22 protein-coding genes and 1 pseudogene are annotated in these 26,171 nt (G+C 45.5%); 17 read left to right on the plus strand and 6 right to left on the minus strand.

Features of this window, described 5'->3' with window-relative positions; genetic code table 11:
• Nucleotides 1-85 precede the first annotated feature (85 nt).
• Nucleotides 86-1,099 (plus strand): lysylphosphatidylglycerol synthase transmembrane domain-containing protein, encoded by a 1,014-nt coding sequence (locus NBH16_RS03565; RefSeq protein WP_122144441.1) that lies wholly within the window; start codon nucleotides 86-88, stop codon nucleotides 1,097-1,099.
• 50 nt (nucleotides 1,100-1,149) lie between these two features.
• Complete coding sequence (locus NBH16_RS03570; protein WP_005866769.1) at nucleotides 1,150-2,604, plus strand: aminoacyl-histidine dipeptidase; 1,455 nt, start codon at nucleotides 1,150-1,152, stop codon at nucleotides 2,602-2,604.
• A 91-nt stretch (nucleotides 2,605-2,695) separates the two neighbouring features.
• On the opposite strand, the pseudogene NBH16_RS03575 reads toward NBH16_RS03570, so the two are convergent.
• Nucleotides 2,696-3,034, minus strand: a pseudogene (locus NBH16_RS03575) (PD-(D/E)XK nuclease family transposase); the annotation flags it as partial.
• Complete coding sequence (locus NBH16_RS23550) at nucleotides 2,983-3,141, minus strand: PD-(D/E)XK nuclease family transposase (RefSeq protein ID WP_005866772.1); 159 nt, start codon at nucleotides 3,139-3,141, stop codon at nucleotides 2,983-2,985. The pseudogene NBH16_RS03575 and the gene NBH16_RS23550, both read right to left, overlap by 52 nt.
• Nucleotides 3,142-4,171: 1,030 nt before the next feature.
• On the opposite strand from NBH16_RS23550, the gene NBH16_RS03580 reads away from it, so the two are divergent.
• From NBH16_RS03580 to ispF, 8 genes are all read left to right on the plus strand, one after another.
• On the plus strand, nucleotides 4,172-7,051 hold the full coding sequence (locus tag NBH16_RS03580; RefSeq protein WP_250788106.1) for a DUF6383 domain-containing protein: 2,880 nt from the start codon (nucleotides 4,172-4,174) through the stop codon (nucleotides 7,049-7,051).
• A gap of 296 nt (nucleotides 7,052-7,347) precedes the next feature.
• Nucleotides 7,348-7,626: a hypothetical protein gene (locus NBH16_RS03585; protein ID WP_005866776.1), complete on the plus strand. Its 279-nt coding sequence runs from the start codon at nucleotides 7,348-7,350 to the stop codon at nucleotides 7,624-7,626.
• The gene (locus tag NBH16_RS03590; protein WP_005866778.1) at nucleotides 7,613-8,020 is read left to right on the plus strand and encodes a type II toxin-antitoxin system VapC family toxin; all 408 of its coding nucleotides are present in this window, start codon (nucleotides 7,613-7,615) and stop codon (nucleotides 8,018-8,020) included. The genes NBH16_RS03585 and NBH16_RS03590 overlap by 14 nt, the downstream gene beginning before the upstream one ends.
• A gap of 53 nt (nucleotides 8,021-8,073) precedes the next feature.
• Nucleotides 8,074-8,724: a redox-sensing transcriptional repressor Rex gene (locus NBH16_RS03595; protein ID WP_005866780.1), complete on the plus strand. Its 651-nt coding sequence runs from the start codon at nucleotides 8,074-8,076 to the stop codon at nucleotides 8,722-8,724.
• A 3-nt stretch (nucleotides 8,725-8,727) separates the two neighbouring features.
• The gene (locus NBH16_RS03600) at nucleotides 8,728-9,342 is read left to right on the plus strand and encodes a fumarylacetoacetate hydrolase family protein (protein ID WP_005861219.1); all 615 of its coding nucleotides are present in this window, start codon (nucleotides 8,728-8,730) and stop codon (nucleotides 9,340-9,342) included.
• The gene (gene porU / locus NBH16_RS03605) at nucleotides 9,339-12,752 is read left to right on the plus strand and encodes a type IX secretion system sortase PorU (protein ID WP_250788107.1); all 3,414 of its coding nucleotides are present in this window, start codon (nucleotides 9,339-9,341) and stop codon (nucleotides 12,750-12,752) included. Before NBH16_RS03600 ends, porU begins: the two co-directional genes overlap by 4 nt.
• Nucleotides 12,753-12,843: 91 nt before the next feature.
• Nucleotides 12,844-14,046, plus strand: coding sequence for a type IX secretion system outer membrane channel protein PorV (gene porV, locus NBH16_RS03610; RefSeq protein WP_005861221.1), 1,203 nt, complete (start codon nucleotides 12,844-12,846; stop codon nucleotides 14,044-14,046).
• Between the two features lie 6 nt (nucleotides 14,047-14,052).
• Entirely contained in the window at nucleotides 14,053-14,538 is a 486-nt protein-coding gene (ispF, locus tag NBH16_RS03615; RefSeq protein ID WP_005866785.1) for a 2-C-methyl-D-erythritol 2,4-cyclodiphosphate synthase, read from the plus strand.
• Here the strand turns inward: ispF and NBH16_RS03620 are convergent.
• On the minus strand, nucleotides 14,507-16,816 hold the full coding sequence (locus NBH16_RS03620) for a sensor histidine kinase (protein WP_250788108.1): 2,310 nt from the start codon (nucleotides 16,814-16,816) through the stop codon (nucleotides 14,507-14,509). The genes ispF and NBH16_RS03620 overlap by 32 nt on opposite strands.
• A gap of 164 nt (nucleotides 16,817-16,980) precedes the next feature.
• The gene (locus NBH16_RS03625) at nucleotides 16,981-17,763 is read right to left on the minus strand and encodes a DUF6261 family protein (protein ID WP_005866789.1); all 783 of its coding nucleotides are present in this window, start codon (nucleotides 17,761-17,763) and stop codon (nucleotides 16,981-16,983) included.
• A 457-nt stretch (nucleotides 17,764-18,220) separates the two neighbouring features.
• On the opposite strand from NBH16_RS03625, the gene NBH16_RS03630 reads away from it, so the two are divergent.
• The 6 genes from NBH16_RS03630 (at nucleotide 18,221) to NBH16_RS03655 (ending at nucleotide 25,060) form a co-directional block, all read left to right on the plus strand.
• Nucleotides 18,221-19,600 (plus strand): C10 family peptidase, encoded by a 1,380-nt coding sequence (locus NBH16_RS03630; RefSeq protein ID WP_196008874.1) that lies wholly within the window; start codon nucleotides 18,221-18,223, stop codon nucleotides 19,598-19,600.
• A 167-nt stretch (nucleotides 19,601-19,767) separates the two neighbouring features.
• On the plus strand, nucleotides 19,768-20,112 hold the full coding sequence (locus tag NBH16_RS03635) for a translation initiation factor (RefSeq protein ID WP_005866798.1): 345 nt from the start codon (nucleotides 19,768-19,770) through the stop codon (nucleotides 20,110-20,112).
• Nucleotides 20,113-20,124: 12 nt separating this feature from the next.
• Nucleotides 20,125-23,292, plus strand: coding sequence for a UvrD-helicase domain-containing protein (locus NBH16_RS03640; protein WP_250788109.1), 3,168 nt, complete (start codon nucleotides 20,125-20,127; stop codon nucleotides 23,290-23,292).
• Nucleotides 23,293-23,364: 72 nt separating this feature from the next.
• Nucleotides 23,365-24,027, plus strand: coding sequence for a phosphatidylserine decarboxylase family protein (locus NBH16_RS03645; protein ID WP_005861238.1), 663 nt, complete (start codon nucleotides 23,365-23,367; stop codon nucleotides 24,025-24,027).
• A complete protein-coding gene (locus NBH16_RS03650) occupies nucleotides 24,024-24,725 on the plus strand; it encodes a CDP-alcohol phosphatidyltransferase family protein (protein ID WP_005866802.1) in 702 nt (233 codons plus the stop codon). Before NBH16_RS03645 ends, NBH16_RS03650 begins: the two co-directional genes overlap by 4 nt.
• A 56-nt stretch (nucleotides 24,726-24,781) precedes the next feature.
• Entirely contained in the window at nucleotides 24,782-25,060 is a 279-nt protein-coding gene (locus NBH16_RS03655) for a DUF4834 family protein (RefSeq protein ID WP_005861240.1), read from the plus strand.
• Between the two features lie 3 nt (nucleotides 25,061-25,063).
• Here the strand turns inward: NBH16_RS03655 and NBH16_RS03660 are convergent, their stop codons facing one another.
• Both NBH16_RS03660 and NBH16_RS03665 read right to left on the minus strand, forming a co-directional pair.
• Nucleotides 25,064-25,504, minus strand: coding sequence for a nucleoside deaminase (locus tag NBH16_RS03660; RefSeq protein WP_005866805.1), 441 nt, complete (start codon nucleotides 25,502-25,504; stop codon nucleotides 25,064-25,066).
• On the minus strand, nucleotides 25,501-25,728 hold the full coding sequence (locus NBH16_RS03665; RefSeq protein WP_005866807.1) for a hypothetical protein: 228 nt from the start codon (nucleotides 25,726-25,728) through the stop codon (nucleotides 25,501-25,503). The genes NBH16_RS03660 and NBH16_RS03665 overlap by 4 nt, the downstream gene beginning before the upstream one ends.
• 69 nt (nucleotides 25,729-25,797) lie before the next feature.
• Between NBH16_RS03665 and NBH16_RS03670 the strand changes: the two genes are divergently transcribed.
• Nucleotides 25,798-26,163: a YraN family protein gene (locus NBH16_RS03670; protein ID WP_008773876.1), complete on the plus strand. Its 366-nt coding sequence runs from the start codon at nucleotides 25,798-25,800 to the stop codon at nucleotides 26,161-26,163.
• The last annotated feature ends 8 nt before the right edge of the window (nucleotides 26,164-26,171 follow it).

A 26,171-nucleotide genomic window follows, 5' to 3' on the forward strand; every position in this document is an offset into this window, starting at 1 on the left:
GTGTAATGTGTTTGTTTTTAAATATTATGCTTATCTTTGCGGATGCACAAAAGTACAATAAATAATTTAAAGTTCCCTATACCTAATGGATTTTAAGAGCATTCTACGTACGTTTCTGAAGATAATTCTACCTTTAGCCTTCGGCTGTTTACTCCTTTGGTTTTTGTATCGGAAAATGGATATCACTGAGATTTGGCGAGTAGTCAAGGAGGGGGTTCGTTATGATATTATTCTGGTTTCTTTACTGTTCGGCTTGTTCGCCAATATCGTCCGTGGTTTACGGTGGGGATTGCTGATCAGTTCCTTGGGCGAGCGTTTCAAGATGAGTAACGTGATTTACGCCGTGTTGGGTAATTACGCGGTGAATCTGGTATTGCCCCGTGTCGGCGAGGTATGGCGTTGCGGCATGATCACGAAATACGATAAGATCTCGTTTACCAAGCTTTTAGGTACCTTATTGATCGACCGTGTGAGCGATACGATCATGGTCGGTTTGATAACCTTGATGATATTCATATTTAATATAAGCTTCTTTACGAGTTTTTTCGCTAAGAACCCGGCTTTGCTCGAAGGGTTCCAATCCATGTTTAATTCGATATGGATTTACGTGGCGGTGATAATTTTTGTCGCTGTAATTTGGTTTGTATTCACTTATATGAGTAACTTTACGCTGGTACAGAAAGCCAAAGGCATGTTGAGGAATGTATGGACCGGTATGAAGAGTATCTGGTACATGGAGCATAAGATGCGTTTCGTGATAGAGACGTTATTGATTTGGGGAGGTTATTTCTGTTACTTTTATATTACGTTCTATGCTTTCGACTTTACCAAGGACTTGGGTATCGTGGTCGGGCTGATCACGTTTACGATGAGTAGTATCGGCGTGGCGGTGCCTGTTCAAGGCGGTATCGGACCGTGGCATTTCATGGTGATCGCTACCTTGGTTTGTTTTGGCGTGAACGAGAATGACGCGGCGGCGTTCGCCTTGGTCGTTCATACGGTACAGACGGTATGGACGGGATTGTGCGGATTATTCGGCGTGGTGGCTTTGCCGCTCACCAACCGGGAGAACAAAGAGGCTCCGGTCGCTGTTTCGTGATGAATACAAGATATGTATTAAATATGAACTGAACTAAATTATTAACATCTATGTCAGCAGAAATCAAAGATCTATCTCCGAAGCATGTATGGGGTTATTTTTATGACCTTACGCAAATCCCCCGTCCGACCGGACATATGGAGGCAGTAACCCGTTTTATGATATCCTTTGGTAAAGGATTGGGACTGGAAACCCTGCAAGATGAGGTGGGTAACGTATTGATCCGTAAGCCGGCCACGCCCGGAATGGAAGGTCGTAAGACCGTGACATTGCAGTCTCATCTGGATATGGTTCCCCAAAAAAACTCTTCCGTAAAGCATGATTTCGAGAAAGATCCGATCGACGCTTACATAGACGGTGATTGGGTGACGGCCCGTGAAACGACTTTGGGGGCGGACAATGGCATGGGCGCCGCTCTGGCGATGGCCGTGTTGGCGGACAATAGCTTGCGTCACGGACCGATCGAGGCCCTGTTTACGATTGATGAGGAACAGGGAATGGACGGCGCTTTCGGCTTGAAGCCGCATTTCTTAAAGGGTGATATTTTATTGAATTGTGATTCCGAGAAGGAAGGGGAGTTGTTCGTAGGTTGCGCGGGTGGCGCTAACGTGAATGTCTCTTTCCAATTTAAGGAGGATACTTATATTCCGGAAGGTGACGTGGCTGTCAAGGTTAGCTTGGCTGGCTTGAAAGGTGGTCATTCCGGTGTGGATATTCATTTAGGGCGTGCGAACGCGAATAAGTTGATCTTCCGTTTCTTGAAAGAGGCGGTATGCGATTATGGCGCTCGTTTGTCTTCTGTGGCGGGTGGTTCCTTGCCTAACGCAATCCCTCGTGAGGCTTTTGCCGTGATAACGATTCCGGGTGATAACGTGGAGTCTCTTTGGGAGCTAGTGGCTGATTACCAAGATATGTTCCGTACGGAGTATATGGGTGTGGAGGATAAGATCGATTTCGTCGCGGAGATGGTTGAATTGCCGTCTACGTTGATTCCGGAGGAGATACAGGATGATTTGATCAATGCGATCGAGGGTTGCCAGAATGGTGTGATTAGCATGTTGCATGATTTCCCGGGTACGGTTGAGTCTTCCTCTAACTTGGCGATCGTGAAGACATCTGATGAGTTGATCGAGGTGAAAATCTTGGTGCGTAGCTCATCCGAGTCTCGCAGGGATTCTGTTTGCTCAAGTCTGGAAAGTGTATTCGCTTTGGCAGGGGCTAAGGTGGAGGAGTCCGGTCATTATAATGGCTGGCAGCCTAATATCAATTCCCCGATCTTGAACTTGATGAAATCTACCTATCTGGATTTATTTGGTAAGGAACCTGAGGTGAAGGTGATGCATGCCGGATTGGAATGCGGTATCATCCAAGGTGCTTATCCGGATATGGATATGGTTTCTATCGGACCGGATTTGGAATATCCGCACTCACCGGACGAACGAGTGAATATTCATTCCGTACAGAAGATCTGGGAGTTTATTACAGCTACTTTGGAGAGAATCTAAGGATCTCTTTCCTTATAGATATTAAACAAGCCCTCCAGCCTTTGTTCTTCTAACCATTCGGTTAGCGAGAATAGGACTGGAGAGTTTATTTTTATAGTTTCTCTATATCCTCAAGAGAGAGCCCAGTGTATTTTTGGATAATTGAGTGGGATAATCCATCCGCTTTCATGTTGCGGGCCGTAGATTCTTTCCCTTTCAATATCCCTTTCTCCTCTGCGTAATCGATCGTATTCTTATAATCCCTGTATCGTTTCAGAGCCTCGTCGTATTGTATGCGTTCTTCCTTGCTGAGGTTTGCCACGTCGGCTACTTCCAGCAACTTATCGAAGACCGCCTTTTTCGCCTTGAACGGCATTCTCTCTAAAGTGTCCATATGCTTCAATAAATAAATCCAACGTTCAAAATCATTCTCGCACTCGTCCGGTTCTCTCCGAAGAACAACTGGTTCAGGAAATCGATTAGTAACTCCTTGTGTACCTCCTGCCCGAATATCCGGTGAAAGCCGAAATCGGTGAAGGGATTGATAAATTTCCCCATAGTGTTTATAGGTTTTAGTGATTAATATGAAAGGGATGGTTCTTTTCCCATCTCTTGCGGTAAAGATACGCTTTTAAAATTCAACACGTACGTCTTTTTGAAAAAACATGTACGTGTTTTTTGAAGGTCATAATGTTACCGTTATATCTAGAACCTTGAAAGAATCAGATGTCTTGAAAACGGTTGTTACCTTGACTTTTTGATTGATATAAGGCTTGAATCGTGACAATCCCTTTTTGCTAGCATCGTGAAATAGGGGGAAGGGGGAGACGATAATCGGGGTTTTTTATGGAAAAGTATGGCTTTTTACGCACGATATACGGTAAAAGCCTGCGCATATAGTCGCGTTGGGTAACGCCTATACTGCCGTTGGGCATTATAAACAGTCACGAATAGGATTGGCGGTAGTCGTGAATGGGCATTGTAACCCTGTTAGAACCCAGTCGTAACCCCATGGAATAGCCAAAAGAAGTCAATAGATATGAATTACGATGAATTAATTTCGCTAGAACGGAAGGCGGTTTTTGGACATTGTTCTGCCAATGAGTGGATTACTGATTTTTTCTTGCGTATTTGGCGATGAGTTGTACGTTGGCCTAGGAAAATCGATTCTTGGGAGGTTCAGTTTACAATTTGTCAAAATGTCAAAAAGGAAAGCTTTTGATAGATGTTAGACTGAATGGAGAATATTATTAAATATGTACGTGCGTACATTGATATTTATAAGGTATAAAACGATTAGTTTAAACCTTCGTTTAAATCTTGCATTTGCAAAGGTACGCGTTTCTTTGACACTTGCAACCCTTACCCATTATTTTTTCACATCCTTATTAGCTTTCTTATCAATACAATAGCCTATCACTGACAAACCCGTCGCTTCCTCTTACGAACACCCTTCCGAAGATCTAAAAAACGCAAGATTTAAACGAAGGTTTAAGCTAGCCGTTTTTACGGAGAATTGAATGCCTTCGAATGATTTAATAGCTTGATTATCTTAATAAACACTAGTATTAATATTAATTTCAGTATTATGAACAAAAAGTTTTCTACTCTTTTGGCGGCTGCTTTGTTCGGAACTTTCTCTGCTTTTGCGGTTGCTCCGACAAATGGTAAGTTGCATCAGATTAAGATTGGAACAGAGGGTACTCAGGTTCTGTCTGTCGTAAAAAATAAGGCGAAGACAGCTGATAGTTTGGTGGTTGTGGATGCTCCGAAAAGCTCCGACATCATGAAGGATGTTTACAAGAAGTCTTTGTGGAAGTTCGCTAGCTCTAAGGTAGACAATACCCAGACGGATGTTTGGACTATGACGAACTATGCTACGGGTAGCGTATTGAGCTTGGATCTTTCCAAGGAAGGTGCTTCTTTCGTAAGTAACGGCCAGTCTAAATGGTTGGTTTCTGCTGATGGCAAGATCACGGCTATCAAGAATGGTGATACTTATTCTATCCAATTGCAATATTTGGATAAGGATGGAGAAGTTGTAGATGCAGCTGTAGAAGGTGGTAAGACTCGCGTGATTGTGAAAAAGAACAATTCCGCAGAGGCGTTCAATATCGCTAAACCAACATCTGTTGGGGCTATGACTGCCGCTCAGATCAACGGTTTGTATGGTACTTCTTCTGTTCTTGATTTCGACAAGAACTTGGATGGTAACCCAATCGATGGCGTGGCTTTCCGTGCTGTGGCTACAGATGACGCGTCTTATGTAAACGTTCGTTTGAACTCCGGCAAGTATTTGGTAGTTGACTCCGCTCAATGGACGAACACCGTAAACAACAATGTTTATTTCAAATTAGCTACTGATGCTCTTCCTACAGAGGCAGCTAAAGAGGGTTCTGTAAACGCTGCTGTAGAGGCTGAATTGTTGAAGAACGGTCGTGCCGCTGATTTCTATGCGTTCCAATTCAAGTTGGATATCGCTGCCGGTTATGTGGTAACTATCACTCCGAAGGGTGTTCCTACTTATGCTCCGACAACTCCGGAAGAAAACAAGGCTCATGCTGGTATGTCTTATGACGTAGCAGAAACAACTCGTGCTTTGGTTTACGGTAAGTTCGCTAACAGCTTGGAGGTTTTGACAGCTACTGCGGCTTCAGGCGATAAGTTGACAGACGCTAAGGCTACATTCGGTGTTGCTGAGACTCCGGATGCTTTGGACGCTGACTACACTTACTATGTACAATACTACAACAAGTATAAAAAGAATGCGGACGAAACCAAATGGTTAAGCGATAGCCGCTACAAGAAATATGAGTACTTGAATTGCGACGGTGCTAAGAAGGAAGATGCGAAGGCTTCTTTGGAGACTCCGGCTTATATGTGGTATTTGACTTCAGAAGGTTCTTTGAAAAACATGATGGCGGAAGAAACTGACACAGAATCTCCTATCGAAGGCGCTATCATCTTGATTAACGAGAAAGAGGGAGTTTACGCTTTTGGTACGGATACGGTTAAGCTGACAAAAGGTCCGAAGGTTGAGGATGCTAAGAAGATGGGCTATAAGGTAGTAACTAAGGCTGATGAGGTGAACGGTGCTTTGTCATTCCGTTTGGTTTCTCTATTGGCTGATGATTTGTATATGGTTTCTAATAAGGACAACTTTATGTATGTTGCTAACAGCGAATTGGCTGACGCTCAGAAACTGAAAGTGGTTGCCGCTGAGGTTGCTGCTGAAGAGGGCGAAGAGGCTGAGTATGCTACTGTAGGTAACAAGGTTGTTAAACCTGTTTACTATATTACGGATCGTTTAGGCAAGAACGTTCTTGTATCTGCAGATAGCAATTATAAGTTAGAGGCTATCGAGAATGAAAATGGCTCTATCGAAAATGAGAACGCTTTGAAGGTTTCTTTCTTATCAATGGGTAAGGATAATCAATATAAGATTGTTTATGGCGAAGATGAGGAATCTGCTATTACAGCTAACGCTGCTTCCGGTATCCTAGAGGAAGGTACTAAGTGTGATGACAAAAACGTCATCTTCGAGTTCGCTACGCAAGAAGCTCCTGCTTATGGCGCTCCTGCTATCGGTCACGTACAGATCTCCACGATGGAGGATGATAACAAGGTGATCGCTAACCAGAAAGATGGTTTCGCGGCATTGAAGGCTGAGGGTCAATCCATCTTGAAGAGCGATGTTTATACTCAAGATACGTTGACTATGTGGTTGGATACAGCTTGTGTGACATTCAATGAGACTATGCCGTTGTATTATATCTCTACGAAGACATTCAACGCAGAGGCTGAGACTCGCAACTTCTTGATTAACCCGGCTAATATTTCTGCCGAAATTGAGAAGAATAATGAAGATCCGGATGCGGCAGAGATCGAGAATATCTATGATTATGCTCATGTAGCTGGTGATGATACTTATCGTGCGGCATTTGCGGCAGCTTCTGTATGTGGTCTTGACTCTATCGCTATCGATGGTGATACGATCGGTTTGATGCAATTGAATCCGGCAGCTGTTGCTTTTGAAGTAGCCGCTGAGATTAGCGATGAGGCTTATCGCATCGTTTCTAAGTTGCATGCTAAAAATGAGGAGTATGATGCAGAAGTTGAGGGTTCTCTTCCTTACGTGGAATCAGAAACGACTCTTTATCTGGCTCAATTGAACAACGTATTGTTCTGGACGGAAGATCAAGCTAAGGCTGAAATCTTCGTAATCAACCGCGCTTCCACTCCGACATCTAACGAAGGCTTCGAGGCTGAGTCTGCTGTTAAGGTTATCGCTGGTAACGGTACTGTAACCGTACAGGGTGCAGCTGGCCAGACTGTAACAATCGCTACCGTATTAGGTAAGGCAGTTGCTGACGAGGTGGTTGCTTCTGATAACGCTACGATCGCTGCTCCGGCTGGTGTAGTATTCGTAACTGTTAACGGTGAGACTACGAAAGTGGTTGTTAAATAAGCACTTTTGATATAGAATGCGAAAAGCATTTGAAGAAGATATATAATTCTAAGATTCCCGTGCGGAGATTCGTCTTCAAGTAAACCGTGAGGTTGAACATGCGGGGATATTAATACTAAAGTAAAAAATTAAAGCTCTCCGTCAGTATTTCCGTGAGGCAAGAAAGCGGAAAAAGAATAAGCCCCGGTCGGTTTCTCGATCGGGGCTTTTTGCCTATTCTTTATAATTGAAACCCAATTAGGAGATTTGCGGGAAATGCGCTATCTTTGCTTTCAGTTTTAAAAGGAGGATTTATCATGAAAGCAACCATCTCATTAGACGGTATTTTAGCTTTTCTAAAGTCATTGTCACTGAGTGCGAGCAATAAAGAATGGCTAGCTGAAAAGCTTATAGAGGAAGCTCGTAAAGAAAAGAAGGCCGCTCAAAGTGAATCTTATGAAGACTTCATTAATAGAATGTGTGGGGCTTGGAGGGATGACCCACGTTCGACAGAGCAGATAATTGCAGATATACGTGGTTCGCGCCAGTTTGATGTGACGCGTCATATTATGCCGTTGACAGATGAAAAAGAGTAAGTATTTATTGGATACTAATATCTGTATATCCTTATTGAGAGGTAACAGGGATGTTGCTCGAAAGTTGATAGGGATAGGTGAAGATAAGTGCTTCTTATCGGTCATTACATTATATGAGTTGATGTTTGGTGCCTATAACTCTGGACGTAGTCAACAGGAAATTCTTAAGGTGAAAGAATTTGTGAACCGTTTTCCTGTTGTCTCGTTGATGGACTCTGCCGAGGAATATGCTTTTAGAAAAACTCAACTTCGTGCTTCCGGCATTATGATTGATGAATTCGACTTGTTGATAGCAGCTACGGCTTTATCTGGTAATTATATTCTAGTGACAGATAATATAAAACACTTTCAAAGAATAACAAACCTTAGGCTAGAAAACTGGATCAAGAGATAATATCTCTTCTTGCGTAATTATGATTTGTTATACATGAATAGGAAAATTAGACAATGGCCAGCGATGATATAAAACAGGCATGGAAAGTGCCGGAACCTACGTTAAGGAGGTTGCCGTGGTATCTTGCGTTTGTAAAGTTGATGAAAGGAAAAGGGGAAACGTTTATCTCATCCACCCAGATCGCTAAGGAGATAAATGTAGATCCTAGTCAGGTCGCTAAAGATCTCTCTTTTGTGAATATCTCCGGGAAGACGAGAGTGGGATACGATATTAACGCGTTGGTTGACGTACTGGAGGATTTCCTCGGTTTTACATCCCAGCATAAGGCATTTCTGTTTGGGGTAGGGAGTCTGGGCGCTTCTTTGTTGCATGACACCGGACTGAGTCAATATGGATTGGAGATCGTGGCGGGCTTTGATGTTCGTGAGGATTTGGACGGGAGCATGATTAATGGCATTCCCGTTTTTCATATGGATGATTTTCCTGCCAAGCAGAAAGAATATGGCGCGACGATCGGGGTGATCACCGTGCCGGTGGAGAAAGCGCAGGAGGTGACAGACCGGATTATCGAGGGAGGAATCAAGGCTCTTTGGAATTTTACCCCGTTCCGTATACGGGTGCCGGAACATATCGTAGTCCAGAATACTTCTATGTATGCGCATTTAGCTGTTATGTTTAATCGATTGAACTCAATGAATCACTAAAATATGAAGATTATCGCCGTTGGAATGAACTATGCCGCTCACAATAAAGAGCTGCATCATTCGTTAGAATTATCAGAGCCTACTATTTTTATGAAGTCGGACTCCTCTTTGTTGAAAGATGGGAAACCGTTTTTTATTCCGGATTTTTCATCGGAAGTTCATTATGAGACGGAGATCGTGGTACGGATAGACCGTTTGGGGAAAAATATAGCCGAGCGTTTCGCTCATCGTTATTACAATGAGGTTACGGTCGGTATTGATTTCACGGCACGGGATTTGCAGAATAAATTGCGTGCGCAAGGGCTACCGTGGGAGATTAGTAAGGCGTTTGATAATTCGGCTGTGATCGGGACCTTTATTCCGCTGGAGCAAGCGGGGGATGTAAACCGGCTTCCGTTCCATCTGGATATCAATGGCTCGAAGGTACAGGAAGGCAATACCTCGAATATGCTGTTTTCGGTAGATAAGATTATCGCGTACGTAAGTCGCTTCTTTACGCTGAAAATAGGCGATTTGATTTATACCGGAACACCTGCTGGCGTAGGTCCCGTGAAGATCGACGATCATCTGGAGGGATATCTTGGCGAGCGGAAGCTTCTGGATTTTTATGTGAGATGAGAAGATTAATATATATATTCATTATAGGTTTATTACTTTGCTCATATACATGGGCGGATGGTAGCCGTTATGCTTCTAAATCCCTGTTATCGGAGGGGAAATGGGTGAAGATCCGGGTGGATAAGACCGGAATCTACAAATTATCCTATGCGGATTTGAAGAATATGGGTTTCTCGGACCCATCGAAAGTCTCTGTCCATGGCTATGGAGGATGGCCCTTGGATGAGGATTTCAGTAAGGAATATATCGATGATGTCCCTTCTACACCGGTTTGGCGTGGGAGTGATTACCTGTTATTCTACGGGAAAGGGCCGGTTAAATGGGAGTATGACTCGTCGAGCCAGACATTCGTGCATACGAATAATCCTTATTCATTGTATGGCTATTATTTTGTGACCGATGCCACTCCGACGAATGATATGACTTCCGTGGCTCAAGCGAGTGGCGCGACTAATCGGATCACGACTTACGATGATTATTTGGTGCATGAGCAAGAATTAGTATCGTTGGCGAAATCGGGTAGGGAGCTGTATGGGGAAGATTTTAGCGGAGCTACCCCCCGAACCCTATCAACATTCTCTTCAATTCCGGGAATCACGAATGAAGACGCTAAGGTAACCATGAGCTTTGTATCCAAAGTCACTTCCGGTACGGGAGTCGCTTCTTTGAGTATTAATCAGTCTAATGTTCTGGACGTTTCGATCCGCTCGAATAGAGAGGAATATGTGAAGGCGCTAGAAGGGGTAAGCACGGCGGTATGGAAAGGCGAGAAGAGTGAGAAAAACAGTGTGGTCGTGTCTTATAATTCGGCTTCTCATAACAATGTACGGTTAAATTACGTTCGGTTACATTTTAAGAGGACTTTGCAGCCGTATGGGGCCTATACTTTTTTTCGTAGTATAGCTTCTATCGGAAATGTTTCCCGGTTCGTGGTACAGGGCGCAAACGCGAATACCTTGGTCTTTGATGTGACGGATGCTCAGCGGGTAAGACTGATGGAGACGGAATTGAATGGCTCCGAACTTACTTTCTCTATTCCTGCCGGTACCTTACGGGAGTTCGTTTTGGTACGGACGGATCAGAGCTTTATCTCTCCGGAGGTTGTCGGTGAGGTGGAGAATCAAAACCTACATGCCTTGGAGCAAAAAGACATGATCATCATAGCGGCTAAAGCTTTCCAAACGCAAGCGGAACGGTTGGCGGAGGAACACCGGGCAACAGACGGATTGACCGTGGAAGTCGTGGATCCTCAGTCGATTTATAATGAGTTCTCAAGCGGTGCGCCTGACGCTACCGCTTACCGCCGGTTCATGAAAATGTTCTACGATCGTAGCGTGTCTGCCGGTAACGCTCCAAAATACCTGTTATTGTTTGGCGATGGTATTTACGACAACCGGGGAATTTGCTCGGACGTGAAAAATATAGCAAGGGATAATATGTTGCTGACCTATCAGTCGAGAGCGTCCTTGTTTGAATATTCAGGATCGTTCTATAATTCTAATTTCTCGTATGTAACGGATGATTATTATGGGCTATTGGATAATGTATCCGAGGAGGCACTTGATAAGCCGAACAGTATTTGCATAGGTGTAGGACGTTTTCCCGTGCGGACGGTAACGGAGGCTACCCAAATGGTAGATAAGGTAATCGGTTATATGCGGAACGAGGACAGAGGCGGCTGGAAAAACCAAATCACCTTCGTGGCGGATGATGGTAACAATGCGGATCACTATACGAGTAGTCATGCGGAACAAGCTGATCAGCTGGCCCGGTTTATAGAGGAAAATCATGGGGCTTTCCTGACGAATAAAGTTTATTTCGATGCGTTTAAGCGAGATAATAGCGGAACGTATCCGGATGTACGTAAGCGGATCTCTGAATTATTGAAGAAAGGGCAACTGTTGATTAACTATACGGGGCATGGTAATACGACCGCTTGGTCTGACGAATACGTGTGGACACAGACGGATATCTTACAATCTACTTATACGAAACTACCCATTTGGGTGACGGCGACTTGCGATTTTACCCGTTTCGATGACGTGAATACCTCGGCGGGAGAATCTGTTTTCTTGAATGCGAAAAGTGGAGGGATCGCATTGTTTACGACAACCCGTGTGGTTGTATCTAGCGGTAACTCGGCACTGAATAAGGAACTTTACCGCAATCTCTTTGAGAGGGAGAGTGACGGACGGGCCCGTACCTTGGGCGAGGCCATGATGGAGACCAAGCGGAAACTGTCTGGTATCAATAAACTTAATTTTATTTTGATAGGTGACCCTGCTTTGAGAATCTCCTATCCGGAGTATAAGGCGCAAGTGACAGCCGTGAACGGCAAGGCCATATCAGATGAGCCTTTTACGTTTAAGGCTTTGGAGAAAATAACGGTGGAGGGAGAGATCTTAGATACGAAAGAGGGCTTGGCTAACGATTTTACCGGTATCCTAAATGCTACGGTGCTGGATAGTAAAGCTTCATTGACCACCTTGGGCAATAATACGAATGAAAAAGGAGATACGGTCCGCTTCTCTTACACAGATTACCCGAATACGATCTATATCGGGCAAGATTCGGTACGGCAAGGAAAATTTAGTTTTACATTTATGGTACCGAAAGATATCTCTTATTCGAATAAGCAGGGAAAACTGAATCTCTACGCCTCGGATGAGGTGAACAAGCATGAGGCACAAGGATCTTTCTTGAATTATATCGTTGGCGGTACCGCTGATAATGCGGAGGCAGATACGATCGGCCCTGAGATCCGGCAGATTTACTTGAATGATTCTAGTTTTGTAGAGGGTGATCAAGTGAATACGACTCCTTATTTTGTCGCTAGGCTGTGGGACAAGAGCGGTGTGAATATAACAGGTAGTAGTGTAGGGCATGATATCATGCTGACGGTCGACAGTATGCCTTCCATGAGTTATAACTTGAATAATTACTATGCACTATTACCCGATAAAGAAGGGGAAGGACTTGTCCAGTTCTCCATCCCCGAGCTGGAGCCGGGAATGCATACGGCCGAGTTTAAGGTGTGGGATATCTTAAATAACTCCACGACCTATACCTTTACTTTTGAGGTGGCGGAAGGGTTGAAACCTAATCTGATCGAGATGTATGCCACCCCGAATCCGGCACGGGATCAAGTGGAATTCTTTCTGCATCACAATCGTCCGGAGTCGAACTTAAAGGTGACGGTTATGGTTTATGATATGACCGGTAAGTTCCTATGGAGTACCGAGAAGAGCGGTTCCTCCGAGTTGTTTAAGGCTTATATCGTAACTTGGAACTTGACGGATAACGGTGGCAGGCGGTTGCGCCCGGGAGTTTATCTGTATCGGGCGGCGATTAGTACGAATAACTCGAAAGAGGCGACGAAAGCGAATAAATTAATCATTCTCGCACAATAAAGTATCGGGTAATTAGTTTATAATAAGCATGGGGGTATGTTTATTACCCTCTAGGAATGATAAATGTAAATGTATTTTTAGAATAGAATATATGGTAAGAGTTTCAAGATTCAGTCTGTTACTAGCGGTTTTCAGCTTTTTGACGGCATTTACGGCTTTATATGCCCAAGGAGGCGCAGACGATGTTAAACATAAATTCGCCCCGATTAATACGGCGATACCGTCTTTGTCTATCGCGCCCGACGCTCGCGGAGGTGCTATGGGTGATAACGGTGTGGCTACTACGCCGGATGTGAATTCCCAATACTGGAACCCGGCTAAGTATGCTTTTAGCTATAGTAAGGCCGGAGTCGCTTTATCCTATACGCCTTGGTTACGTAAATTGGTGAATGATGTGGCTTTAGCGTATCTGGCCGGTTATTATAAATTAGGCGATAGCGATATGCAGGCGATCGGAGCTTCTTTGCGTTATTTCTCTTTAGGAGAAGTACAGGAAAGCCGGGATGGAGGAATGGGTAATCAGCTCATATTGAATCCTTATGAGATGGCTTTTGATGTAAGTTATAGCCGTAAATTATCGGATGTGTTTTCTATGGCAGTCGCCTTGCGCTATATTCGTTCGGACATGGGTGCCTCGTCGGATGCGGATATGGTTCCGGATAACGCTTTTGCCGCTGATATCGCCGGTTATCTGGAGAAATACGTGATCTTAGGGAATAGCGAGTGCCTGTGGAGCTTTGGTTTTAATGTCTCCAATATCGGTACGAAGGTCTCTTACGACGGCGGAAATACCAACCAATTCTTGCCTACGATGTTAAAGGTTGGAACCGGTTTGCTGTATCCGATCGATGATTATAACCAAATCGGTATCTATGTGGATTTGAGTAAATATTTAGTTCCTACCGAACCTATTCAAGAAGGTACGACTCCCGAGGATGAGGCTGCTTATAAGGAAAAACATGATGAATATAACAATATGTCCCCGATCACGGGTATCTTCAAATCATTCGGTGACTCGCCGAATGGCTTCAAGGGCGAGTTAGAGGAGATTATGGCCTCTATCGGTCTGGAGTATAATTACAATCAGCAGTTCTTTGTTCGTGGCGGTTATTACTATGAGAATAAATATCAGGGAAACCGTCAGTATTTCTCGGTCGGTGCCGGTTTCCGCATGAGTGTTTTCCAGTTGGATGCCGCTTATCTGATCAGTACGGTACAGAGTAACCCGTTGGACCAGACATTGCGCTTCTCCTTGTCGTTCGATATGGATGGAATCAAGAACCTTTTCAGATAAATGGGTATGAAGATACGTGTAGGTTTTGGTTATGACGTCCACGCCTTGGTGCCGGACCGGGAATTATGGCTGGGCGGGATTAAGATCGAGCATACGTTGGGCCTATTGGGACATAGCGATGCGGACGTGCTGATCCATGCGGTCTGTGACGCTTTACTGGGAGCGGCCAATATGCGGGATATCGGTTATCATTTCCCGGATACGGCAGGTGAATATAAGAACATTGATAGCAAGATATTGCTTCGTGACACCATGAAGCTTTTGAGAGACGCGGGCTATGAGTTGGGTAATATCGATGCCACCGTAGCCGCCGAACGCCCTAAATTGAATCCCCATATCCCTCTGATGAAGAAAACGCTGGCCGAGGTCATGAACGTGGACGAGGAGGATATCTCTATCAAGGCTACGACCACGGAGAAGCTGGGCTTCACCGGACGGCAGGAAGGGATCTCGGCTTACGCTACGGTCTTGATACAGCGCATGGGATCGTAAACCAGAAAGTACTCCCTTTTCCTTCTTCCGACTCTACGCCGATCTTCCCGTGAAGATTCTCTAGGATCGTTTGGCAAATGGATAGCCCGAGTCCGGTTCCTTGGATAAAGGAATCGAATTTGGCGAAACGCTCGAATACGTGCGGGAGGTTCTTCCGCTCAATACCTTTTCCGGTATCTTTTACGTAAAAGTATAATCCATCTTCCCTCTCCTTGTATCCCATGCGGATAGACCCTTGGAACGTGAACTTACAGGCGTTCGTGAGGAAGTTGGTGATCACTTGGGTCAAGCGATTCTTCTCGGAATAGATAACACAATCCTGTTCGGGTATCTCGCAATAGAGAGTGACTCCGCCTTTCACCCGGCTTTGGAAGGTCTGGTATAAGCTCCGGAATAGCGTGGATACCTTGAACTCGGAATAGATGAAATCCATTTGCCCGGCCTCGATCTTCGATAGATCCAGAATATCGTTCACGAGTTGAAGGAGAAGTTCGTTGTTCGTCTCGATGATCTCGCAAAATTCTTTTGTCTCCTCGGAGGGGTTTGTTTGGGCGAGCAGGTTCGAGAACCCTACGATAGCGTTCAGCGGGGTACGTATCTCGTGGCTCATGTTCGCTAGGAAGGCTGATTTCAGCCGGTTGGATTCCTCTACCTTCGCTTTGTCCCTCAATTCCTGCTCCATCAGCTTGCGTTGGTGGATCAGGGCAGTTCCCCCGATCAGGTAGATAGGTTTACCGACGGGATCGGTCTTGCCGGTGATGGCGTAAATTTCTATCCATATATAGTTTTCCCCCGTATCGTCTAGGTAGCGGATTTCCTCATCTACTGGTTGGCCCTCGCCGGAGGCAAGTGCTTCCATCTTATCACGGAGCCGGTCTAGGTCATCCGGGTACACGCCGCTATAGAACTCATTGGGTGACATCTTGAATATCCCGTTTACGCCTTTGTCACGGGCGGATCTTTGGGTGAGGTAGACATTATTGCACTCTATGATCTCGGCTCTTACGTCCCACGTCCATGTCATCATGTTGCTGGCTTTCAAGACGAGTTGATATTTCTGGTTTAAGTCCTGCGCTTGGCGTGCGATTCGTAGTTCCTTGTCTTTGCCCTTTTGCTTTTGGATAAAGAGGTGTACCCGTAATATCCCTATCGTTATCAATAACACCAGAATGACGAGTAGGCTTATGATATGGACCTTGTATTTCTGAAAGAAACCGGGAGGCTCTTGGAAATAAGTGGCGTTTGGGGGATATAAGCCGGGATCGATTTGGTGAAGCAATAGGTGTTGGTAATTCAGGTAAGTCTTCGGGGTTCCCGAAGTCAGGGTAGAGATTTCTTTGCTATCTTTTCCCGAGAGGATCATTTCGATCGTGTTGGCCGTCACCTGCGCGTAATCCTCCGGAGAAACATAATATCCCCCGGCGAAATTCCCGTTTTCTGTTTGTACGTCTTGCAAGGTAAAGACGGGGGGAACTGAGAAGCTGTTAATCATTTTCTGGACGTTATCGACTAGGTAACGATTCTCGTTGTCCTTCTGGGTCCTGTACCATGAGTAATAAAGGACGCCGGTCTTATTGTCGAAAGAGGCCAGCCTGTCCAATAAGTTCTCGGTGGAAATGGAAGTCGTAGACAACGGCTCGAATTGGATGCCCGGGAAATCTTTCCGTAGCACGGCCTCCACATCCGCTTTCGTTTGCTGACTTATATAACGATGGTCGAAAATAAAGGCCAGCTTAGTTAATCCCGGTTGTAGCTTTTTGATTAGCTCGATCGTCTGCTTGATATAGACTGAGTATTTTATAAAAGTGGCGTTATAGCCTTTTACTACGTCCGTGATGGGGGTTAAGGTCTCGAGTGCGTTGGTATCCAGATCTATCAGATATTCTTCTTTCGGGTACATATTATCTCTGGCATAGCAGATGATAGAGGGAACATCTTTCCATTCCTTGTCAAACAACGGGCGGGTGATAAGCCAAGAGGGATCTCCTATGCATACGACTAAGGTGGGTGGCACAGGTACTCTCTCTAGGATCATTTGTCTCTTCTCTTGAAAACCTTCCATCGTGCGGATACCGGGGATCTGTAAGGGAATCGCCTTTACGGTAAACCCTTCCTTCCCGAATTTATTTTCTATATCAAGATAGGTCTGTTTCGTCCAGCTTTCCTCAAAGTTGATGGAGTGCAGTACGACTATAGACGGTTTCTCGCCGGAGCCTCGCGCACTCATGTTCAAGTGGACCGTTAGTATAATAAAAATAAAAAGAATGATATTTCTCATGGCCGTTAATTCTAAGCGATATATGTAGCGAACGTGATTCTGGCAGCAAATGTAGTGATTCCGCTTTATTAAGCAAGAGGTTTGCCTGAAAATAAAGCTCTTGGGAGGAGATAGGGGATATACCCCGGCGGGATTTATCCGCCGGGGCATATTGCCGGGGTGATTTATTGGGCAGGCATGTCCGTTTTGTTTTTCTTTGCGTTGATAGTAGACCGGGTACGTAGGATCGTCTTTCGCTCGTCTATCATCACGTTCACGTGATCAATGAAGGTAGTGTATTTCTCCTCGCCCTCAATCAAGCAAAGGGCGTTTACGGTGCTCACCAGCTGCCTGTAGGCGTTGTCTGCCTCGGAACGGCATTGCTTCACGACACCTACGATGACTCTCGACTTTTCGTCCGTTCTTTTTTGGGCCGCCTCCTTGAAGGCTTTTTCTTTGTTCTCTAGGTTGTTGATCCATGGGGTGAGCGCCAAGAGCCGCGCTTTCTCGGCGTCCAGCGCCTTGAGGTCTTGGATGAGATTGTGCAGCACTCCGCTTTCCTCAGTCTGGGCGAGGCTGGTGGGGTCGCCATAGGTATCAAATAACCTCTTGACCTCCATAGCGGCGGTGGCGGTGGCTACGTCCGGATGCTCCGTCATGGCCTTTACGTAAGCGTTGGCGCCCCGCCACGCGCTGTCTCGCTCCACGTCAGCGTCTGTCGCCAAGGCTGTGGAAGGCAGGCTGCTGGATGATTTCAGCGCCTCGTCGAATGCGTCTAACTTGGTCTCGAACGCGCTGATCTGGCCGTCCAGCACGGGGTTCACCTCGTCGGCTATCTCGTCGGGGCTCTCCGAGTCTCCACCCGATCCGCCTCGTAGCGTTACCGCCTCATCGTGGAATTGTTTCAGGAATCCGAAATCCTCCTCCACGTGAAGTGGGGACAAATTGAAAGCTTTAATTGTTCTCATGTCTATTAGATTTAAAAATGAATGATCAAGAAACTTGTGATCTCCCAAATGTAAGGAGTTAGCGCTTACGATACAAATTTAAGGCTGGAATAACGCGGGATAACGCGCTAGAAACTTCTAGGACCCCGTACTCACCCCTCGACAGGGCCGCTGGAACTTCTACGGCCTTGTACTCACCCCTCGACAGAGCCGTAGGAATTTCTAGGACCCTGTACCTACCCCTCGACAGAGCCGTAGAAACTTCTGGGAGGCTAGATGTTAAAAAAACAAATAGAATGCACTCGTCCCGGTTGCTGCGAGGCGATTTTCTTGTCGATCTTTTTTCGAGGTTTATTATTTTGCTTTTTCTGTATTATTGATTATTTATTATGTAAATTGCGACATTGATTTTTGAGTCTATATTCTTTGTGAGCCGTGAACATTATTTTCTGTATTATTCATCTAAAAACGCAAGAAAATGAAAAAATGTGTATCTATTCTAGTATTGTTGGCCGCATTGCAAGCATGTGGTGATCCTCTTCTTGATTTTCCTCCGCAAGATAAGCCAACACCGGATTCGTTAAAAACAGAAACGAACCTGAATGTATCTATGGCGGAAGTCGTAAAAGTGATCAAACGAACGACTAAAATTCAGGAAACAAAATCGGGTGATTTAGATATAACTCCAATCGTCTTTCAGAATGATACGCTGTTGTACGTGGCGAATCTGAATCCCGGTTGGCAGGTTATATCCGGGGACAAACGAACTCCAATTATTTTGGCGTATTCAGAGGAGGGTTCTTTTGACCAAGAGTCGAACCCTTTTCAGTCTGTGTGGTTAGATCAAGTAGCGAGAGATGTATCTAAGATAAAGGAATCAAAAGATGAGGATTTGAATCTAGGATATGCTCGGCAGTGGAGTATAATTGATGAATCGAATGATACGGACTTGGCCCCATTAGAGGAGAATGGACATTGGGAATTAATTAAGCAAACGCCTTTACCTAATGAGATTAGCACGAGTGATCATTTAATTAAAACTAATTGGGGCCAGAAGGATCCTTGGAATAGTAGTGTTCCGTTTGTAGATGGTTCAACCGCAAAATGCGTGGCTGGTTGTGTCGCTATATCTGGTGCTCAGATGATGTATTTCTTGCATAATAAACTCGGAGTGCCAGCGCAAATGTATTCAGCGGGCGGATATGTCGGGTCTGTTAGTAATTCTACAGCTTCGTTTGCTAATCCTACTTCTGCGGTCTGGGCGGAGATGGGAACAAATAAATACGCTTCTTCTGCGGCGAAATTAAAATCTTCTATTTTGATAGCGTATATAGGATGTGAGGTCGGTATGAAATATGGTGCGGAATCTTCTGGTTCAGCTTCAGAAAAATTAATCCCTGTATTTTTGAATTGGGGAATTTCCTCTAGATATATCGAATTTGATGCGACAGTAGCATTAAATAGCGTTAAGAAAGGGATGCCGGTAATAATAGAAGCTTATGGAAACCGTACGAATAAGTTTTTAGGGATTATTTACAAATATGAAGATGGCCATTCTTGGATTATTGATGGTTATAGAGCGGTGAAGAGTTCTACAGAACGAACCTTTGAATGGGTGTCGGATGATTCTGATTCGTATGAGAAAGATCCGGATGGAAACATCATTGGAGGATCCGGCATTTTTAAAACGAATACAGTATCCAGTACGGCTAATTATTTTCGAATGAATTGGGGCTGGGGAGGAACTTATGATGAAGGTTTTTATCTCATAGGTGGCGATTGGATCATACATGGGGATGAAGGAGACTCTAACTTTAAATATAAGCGGCATATGATTATTGATTTTGCGAAGCGATAATTTTGTTTCCTCAAAATATTAATACCATTATTTATTCTGCCGGATCGAAAGGTTTATATATCGTTCCGGCAGATTTTTATTAATCAAGGAGGGATTCTTTTCGTCTTCCTCTGCTTGCCTATCCCAAGATTTATCCGTAGTTTTGATCTCCTAAAATCAGAATAGAGATGAAGACGAACGACTGGAAAGATCGATTAGGCGTGATGTACTCCACGAATCCCGATTTTCAATATAATACGGGAGATACGGAGGAGGAAGATACGTTGCCGAAGGAGAAACAAGCTTTGCGTATTTCCTTGGACAAACGGAACCGGGGAGGGAAGATGGTTACCTTGATCACCGGGTTCCGGGGCACTTCCGAGGATCTGACCGCCTTGGGGAAACTCTTGAAAGTGAAATGCGGCGTAGGCGGCTCCGCGAAGGACGGGGAGATAATCATCCAAGGGGACCTGCGTGCCAAGGTGTTGGATATCCTCCGGAAAGAGGGCTATTCGAAAAGCCGTACGATCTAATCCCCGATCGCTATGCTAACAATCTATAGGGCTTCCGCCGGGGCGGGCAAGACGCATAAATTGACAGGGGAGTACCTGATGTTACTCTTCTCCCAGCCGGGCGCTTTCCGCCGGATCTTGGCCGTGACGTTTACGAATAAGGCGACGGATGAGATGAAAACCCGTATCGTCCAAGAACTTTATCACCTTGCTTCCGGCCGCACGTCCGATTATATCCAGCTACTCTCTTCCGCCTATTCCTTAACGGAGCGGCAGGTGAGGGAGCAGGCCCGGAAGATTTTGGTCGCTATCCTGCACGATTACTCCGCCTTTAATATCAGTACGATCGACCGCTTTTTCCAGCAAACGATGCGTGCCTTTACCCGCGAGATCGGTTTGCAAGGCGGCTATGGCATCGAGATGGACCAAGAACTGGTCTTGACCGAGGCGATCGATAACCTGCTGGCCGATCTGGAGAAGCCGGAGAGCAAGGATTTGCTAGGTTGGTTGCTGCGTTTCGCCGAGGACAAGATCGAGGATGGTGGCGGCTGGAGCTTGCGGAAGGATATCATGTCGCTCAGTCGGGAGGTCTTTAAAGAGAGTTATAAGGCATTCAGCGAGGAGGTAGGCAGAGATATCGCGGATAAGCAGGCCCTTAATGCCTATAAGAATGAGCTATACGCCATTATCCGCTCCGTAGAGGCGGAGGCGAAACGTTTAGGAGAGGAGGGAGTGGCGTTGTTGAAACAGTTTGCGTTACAACCCTCGGATTTTAAGGGGGGAAGCCGTTCCCCGTTTTTCTATTTCGAGAAGCTGGCGAAAGGTGAGATGAAAGAGCCGACAGCCACGTTCCAAGCTTTGCCGGATAATCCGGAGGCCTATACGACCAAGACGACTCCACCGGGCCTCCGGCAGATCATCGGGTGTGTATATGAGGAAGGGTTGAATGCCTGCGTAAAGAATATCGTATCCCTGTTCGCCAACCTGACGGCCTATAACACGGCCCGGGAGATCGTGCGTTATTATTATACGTTAGGGATCTTAACCGATATCTCCCGGCAAATCGCCTCTTACCGGGAAGAAAAGAATGTGATGCTGATCGCCGATACGACCGAGTTGCTGAATAAGGTCATCAGTGGCAGCGACGCCCCCTTTATCTACGAGAAGACGGGTACGCACGTAGATCATTATATGATCGATGAGTTCCAAGATACCAGCGGCATGCAGTGGAATAATTTCCGGCCCTTGGTGGAGGAGAGTCTGGCGAATGGTAGGGCGAACTTGATCGTTGGCGATGTGAAGCAAAGTATTTATCGTTTCCGTAACTCGGATTGGAAGCTATTGGACGAGCAAGTCCGCAGGGATTTCGAGGAGGAACAGGTCCGTGAGGAAACCCTGATGGATAATTGGCGAAGCTGCCGCCATATCGTGGAGTTTAATAACGGGTTCTTCACCACCGCTCCGGCAATCCTGCAAGATCTATATAATGAAGCGTTGAAAACCTCCTCATTAAACGAGGAAGAACGCACGGCCTTTTTCACGAAGATCATGACCGCTTATGATAAGAGCATTCAGCGTGTCCCTCCCCCTTTCCAGAAGAAGGACGGACATGTACGGATCGATTTCTTGTCCGGCGATGAGGAGAAGAAGTGGGAGCAAGAGGCGATGGAGCGCTTGCCGGCTACCTTGGAGCGCTTGCAGGATAACGGTTACGCGCTAAAAGACATCGCCATACTCGTGCGTACCAATCAAGAAGGCGCTTTAGTGGCTGATACGTTGCTAGCCTATAAGGAAGAGCATCCGTCCGACCGGTACAATTACGATATCATCTCCGATGATGCTCTGTTTGTGGGTAGTTCTCCGGCGGTCCGTTTCCTGATCGCCGTATTGCGCTATTTGCGAAATCCGGAGGACCAGACGAACAGGAAATTGGCGATGTATGCCTATCAAGTATTAACCGGAAAATTCGGGGAGAGCGAGGCGGATAAGTCTGTTTCTCAAAACCTTCAGTCTATTTCCCGGCAATCCTTGTACGAGGTAACCGAAGGGCTCTTCCGTAACTTCTCCGCTTACTTCCCGGAAACGGAACAGGTATTCGTGCAAGCCTTTCTGGATATGGTTTCCGAGTACGCCCAAAAAGAAAGCGCGGATTTGAACCGTTTCTTGAGATGGTGGGACGAGACCGGTTATCGAAAGACGATCGCTACCCCGGATGGGCAAAACGCTATCCGCATCTTGACCGTACATAAATCCAAGGGCTTAGGTTTTAAGGTCGTTATCATTCCTTTCGGGGACTGGGAGATCGACCATAAGCCGACAAAGCCCGTTATCCTTTGGTGCCACCCGGAGAAGAAGCCGTTTGACCGCCTGCACTTAGTTCCTGTCCGTTACGGACAGATCCTGAGTAGCACGATTTTCGCCAAGGATTATTTCAAGGAGCGCTTGCATGCTTTCATCGATAACTTGAACACCTTATACGTCGCTTTTACCCGTTCGAAAGAAGAACTGATCGTATTCTCCCCCCGTCCGAGGAAGATCAACAAGGAAGGTAAGGTTGAGAAGATAACTTCCATCGCCGATCTATTGTGGGCGGGGGTGGAGACGGATATCGAGGATGATACCTTTGAAAGGGGCGAATGGTGGCATCCAGCTTCGGATAGAACGGCAGAAGATACCTTGGAGGAAATCCCCATGAGCCGCCTGTATTCCGTTTCCCCGGATGATCGTTTACAATTACGCCTGCATGGGAAAGGGTTCTTTTTCGATAATGCCAGGCGGAAGCACGGTACCTTGATGCATGAGGTATTGAGCCGGATACGTACGCCGAAAGATATTCCTGCTTCGGTCGAAAGTTATCGGTTAGCCGGGGTGATTAATCGGGAGGAAGCGGCGGAGTTGATCAGCCGTCTGGAAGAATTATTGCAAGCGGAGGAGGTAAAGGCTTGGTATGATGGTTCCGCCCGTGTCTTGAATGAAGTGGATATCCTGTTCGGTAAAGGCTTGTCTAAACGCCCGGACCGGGTGATGATAAAAGATAACAAGGTAATTGTCGTGGATTATAAATTTGGCGAACGGCAAGATAAGCGCCATCCTAATCAGGTAAGAAATTACCTGCAATTAATTCGTAAAATGGGTTTCGAGCGGGTCGATGGATACCTTTGGTATGTAGAGTTAGGTAAAATAGAGGCAGTGAATAAGTGATATATTTTTGATATTCGGTAAAAATGAATATTTTTGCAGATTCTTAGTATAAAACGATACAGTCAAAGAAGAATGAAAGTACATAAAGAAGGAACCGGTTTACTGCTTACGTTGTTTACAATATTATTTATTGTGAATATAACTTTGTACCATACGGTAGGTAAGGGTATGCTGTTTTATTCTGTCGCTTTTGTTTCTACCGTATTGTTCCTATTGGTATTAAACTTCTTCCGTAGTCCTTTCCGTCGGTTTCCTTATGATTCGGAAGGCTTGGTGATCGCTCCCGCCGATGGTACGATCGTTGCCATCGAGGAAGTGATGGAGAACGAGATCCTTCATAAGAAGTGCCTACAGATATCTATCTTTATGTCTATCTTCAACGTACATGCCAATTGGTTTCCCGTAAACGGTACCGTTAAGCATGTTTCCCACCAGAACGGGCGTTTTATGGCGGCTTATCTGCCGAAGAGTAGTACGGAGAACGAACGTTCGGCGGTCGTGATTACCACGAGGAACGGGGTGGATGTCTTGGCTCGTCAGATTGCCGGGGCGATGGCACGCCGCATCGTTACGTATGCCAAGCCGGGGGAGAAATGTCATGTGGACGAGCAAATGGGGTTTATTAAATTCGGTTCTCGCGTGGATGTCTACCTGCCGGTAGGAACAGAGGTGTTAATAGAGATGGATCAAAAAGTAACAGGCAATCAAACGCCTATAGCCCGTTTGTCAAAATGAGTATAAGAAAACATATTCCTAATACAATTACGTGTCTGAGCCTTCTGTCCGGGTGTGTCGCCAGTGTTATGGCCTTGCACGGAAATTTTTTATCTGCGTTGATTTGGATTATTATAGCCGCGGTCTTTGATTTCTGCGATGGCTTTGCCGCTCGTTTATTGAAGGCTTACTCGCCGATGGGAAAGGAATTGGATTCCTTGTCAGATATGGTAAGTTTCGGCTTCGCTCCGGGCATGGTGGTCTATTGGTTGTTGGGAGAGGCTTCTACGGCTTTGCCTTTTGGCTCATTGAATACGTATATCCCTTATCTGGCGTTCGTGATCCCTACGTTTTCAGGTTTGCGTTTGGCTAAGTTCAATATTGATGAACGGCAAACTACCTCGTTTATCGGCTTGCCGGTTCCGGCGCATGCTTTATTTTGGGCTTCGGCTGGGTATTCTGTTTTACCGGTTGTCCATGCGAATGAAGGCTTGTTCGTGTTGGTGACTGTTATCTTGGCGTTTATTACCTCCTTGCTGTTGGTGTCTGAGATACCGATGTTCTCGCTGAAGGTGAAATCCTTAGCGTGGAAGGGTAATGAGCTTCGCTATATATTGATCGCTTGTGCCATTATTTTCGTGGCGTTATGGGGATTCTTGGGAATCTCTGGAACCATCCTGTTATATATAGTCTTGTCTATTTTTAACAAAAAGGGATAAACAAGAATTCTTATCTTTGTGTTTGTGATAGTAAAGAATCATTTAAGTATCGGATTATGTTTAAGTTTTTGTTTGTAATATTCTTTTTCTTTATCCTGTTGGTGTTTCTGATGGGTTTCTCCATCTTGCGTACCTTTAAGAACATCTTTTTTGGTAGCGGAAACAGCACTCGTAAGGGAGAACAACGTCGTCAAACAAATAGCAATACTTCCGGACATCGTTCTACGACTACTACCGCCCGGGACGATGATGATGATCGTACACCTTATGTGCACCGTAAGAAGATATTCGCCAAGGATGAAGGGGAGTATGTGGATTACGAGGAAGTTAAATAGAGCTTAGCGTCTTTGCTTAAAGAAACGCTGCATTTCTTCCGCGCACTCTTTTTCAAGGATACCTTTTTTGATAATCGCTTTCGGATGGAAGGCTTGAGGGGCGAATTTGGAGAAACCTCTTTTATCATCGGATGCCCCGTATACGATCGTGCTTAATTGTGCCCATCCGATCGCGCCGGCACACATTATGCAGGGTTCCACGGTTACGTATAGACTACAATTTGTTAGGTATTTCGCTCCTAAGACTCCGGCGGCGGCCGTAATCGCCAACATCTCGGCATGTGCGGTCACGTCGTTCAAGCATTCGGTTTGATTATGCGCCCTCGCTATGATCTGGTTGTTGCAGATGATAACAGCTCCTACGGGAACCTCACCCTCGGACGCTGCCGCACGAGCTTCCACCAACGCTTGCTTCATGAAATATTCGTCATTGAAAGGATTCATCTTCTCATCTCATTTTCGTTGAAAAGAGTCGGATAATCCTCCTCCAAGGTCTTGAGGATGTGAGAAAGGATCGTCTCTCGGTACCAACGGGACTTATTCTCGATCTTGTAGCGTGAAAGGTAACGTTTTACCGCTTTATGCTCTTCGTCATTCAGCATAAAGGTCACTTTGTGTACCCTCGGATGATTGGGGTGAGCCGATGAATATTTACGTTCTTCTCTCATACATTTGCAAATGTACGAGTGAATAGCCGAATAACAAAGAAAATGGCTATATTTGTGCAAATTAATGCGATGGCAAGACAGAACGATATGGGTCGGGAAGGTGAGTCTGAGGCTCGTGCCTATCTGGTAAAACATGGATATAACGTGTTGCATACCAATTGGCATTGGCATCATTATGAACTGGATATTATCGCTGTCAAGGAAGATGAGTTAATCGTGGTGGAGGTAAAGACACGCTCTGAGGATTTTTTGCTTTCACCGGAAGATGCGGTAGACACCAAGAAGATTCGGAGGATTGTCGCCGCTGCGGATGCCTATGTCCGTTATTTTAATATAGACTTACCAGTCCGTTTTGATATCGTGACATTGATCAAGAAAGAGACGGGTTTCCTGATCGACCATATCGAAGATGCTTTCTATGCTCCTTGCCGTTAAAAGATAAA

The sequence above is a fragment of the Parabacteroides sp. Y3-G-102 genome (assembly GCF_023656845.1).
GTDB classification, from domain to species: domain Bacteria; phylum Bacteroidota; class Bacteroidia; order Bacteroidales; family Tannerellaceae; genus Parabacteroides; species Parabacteroides distasonis.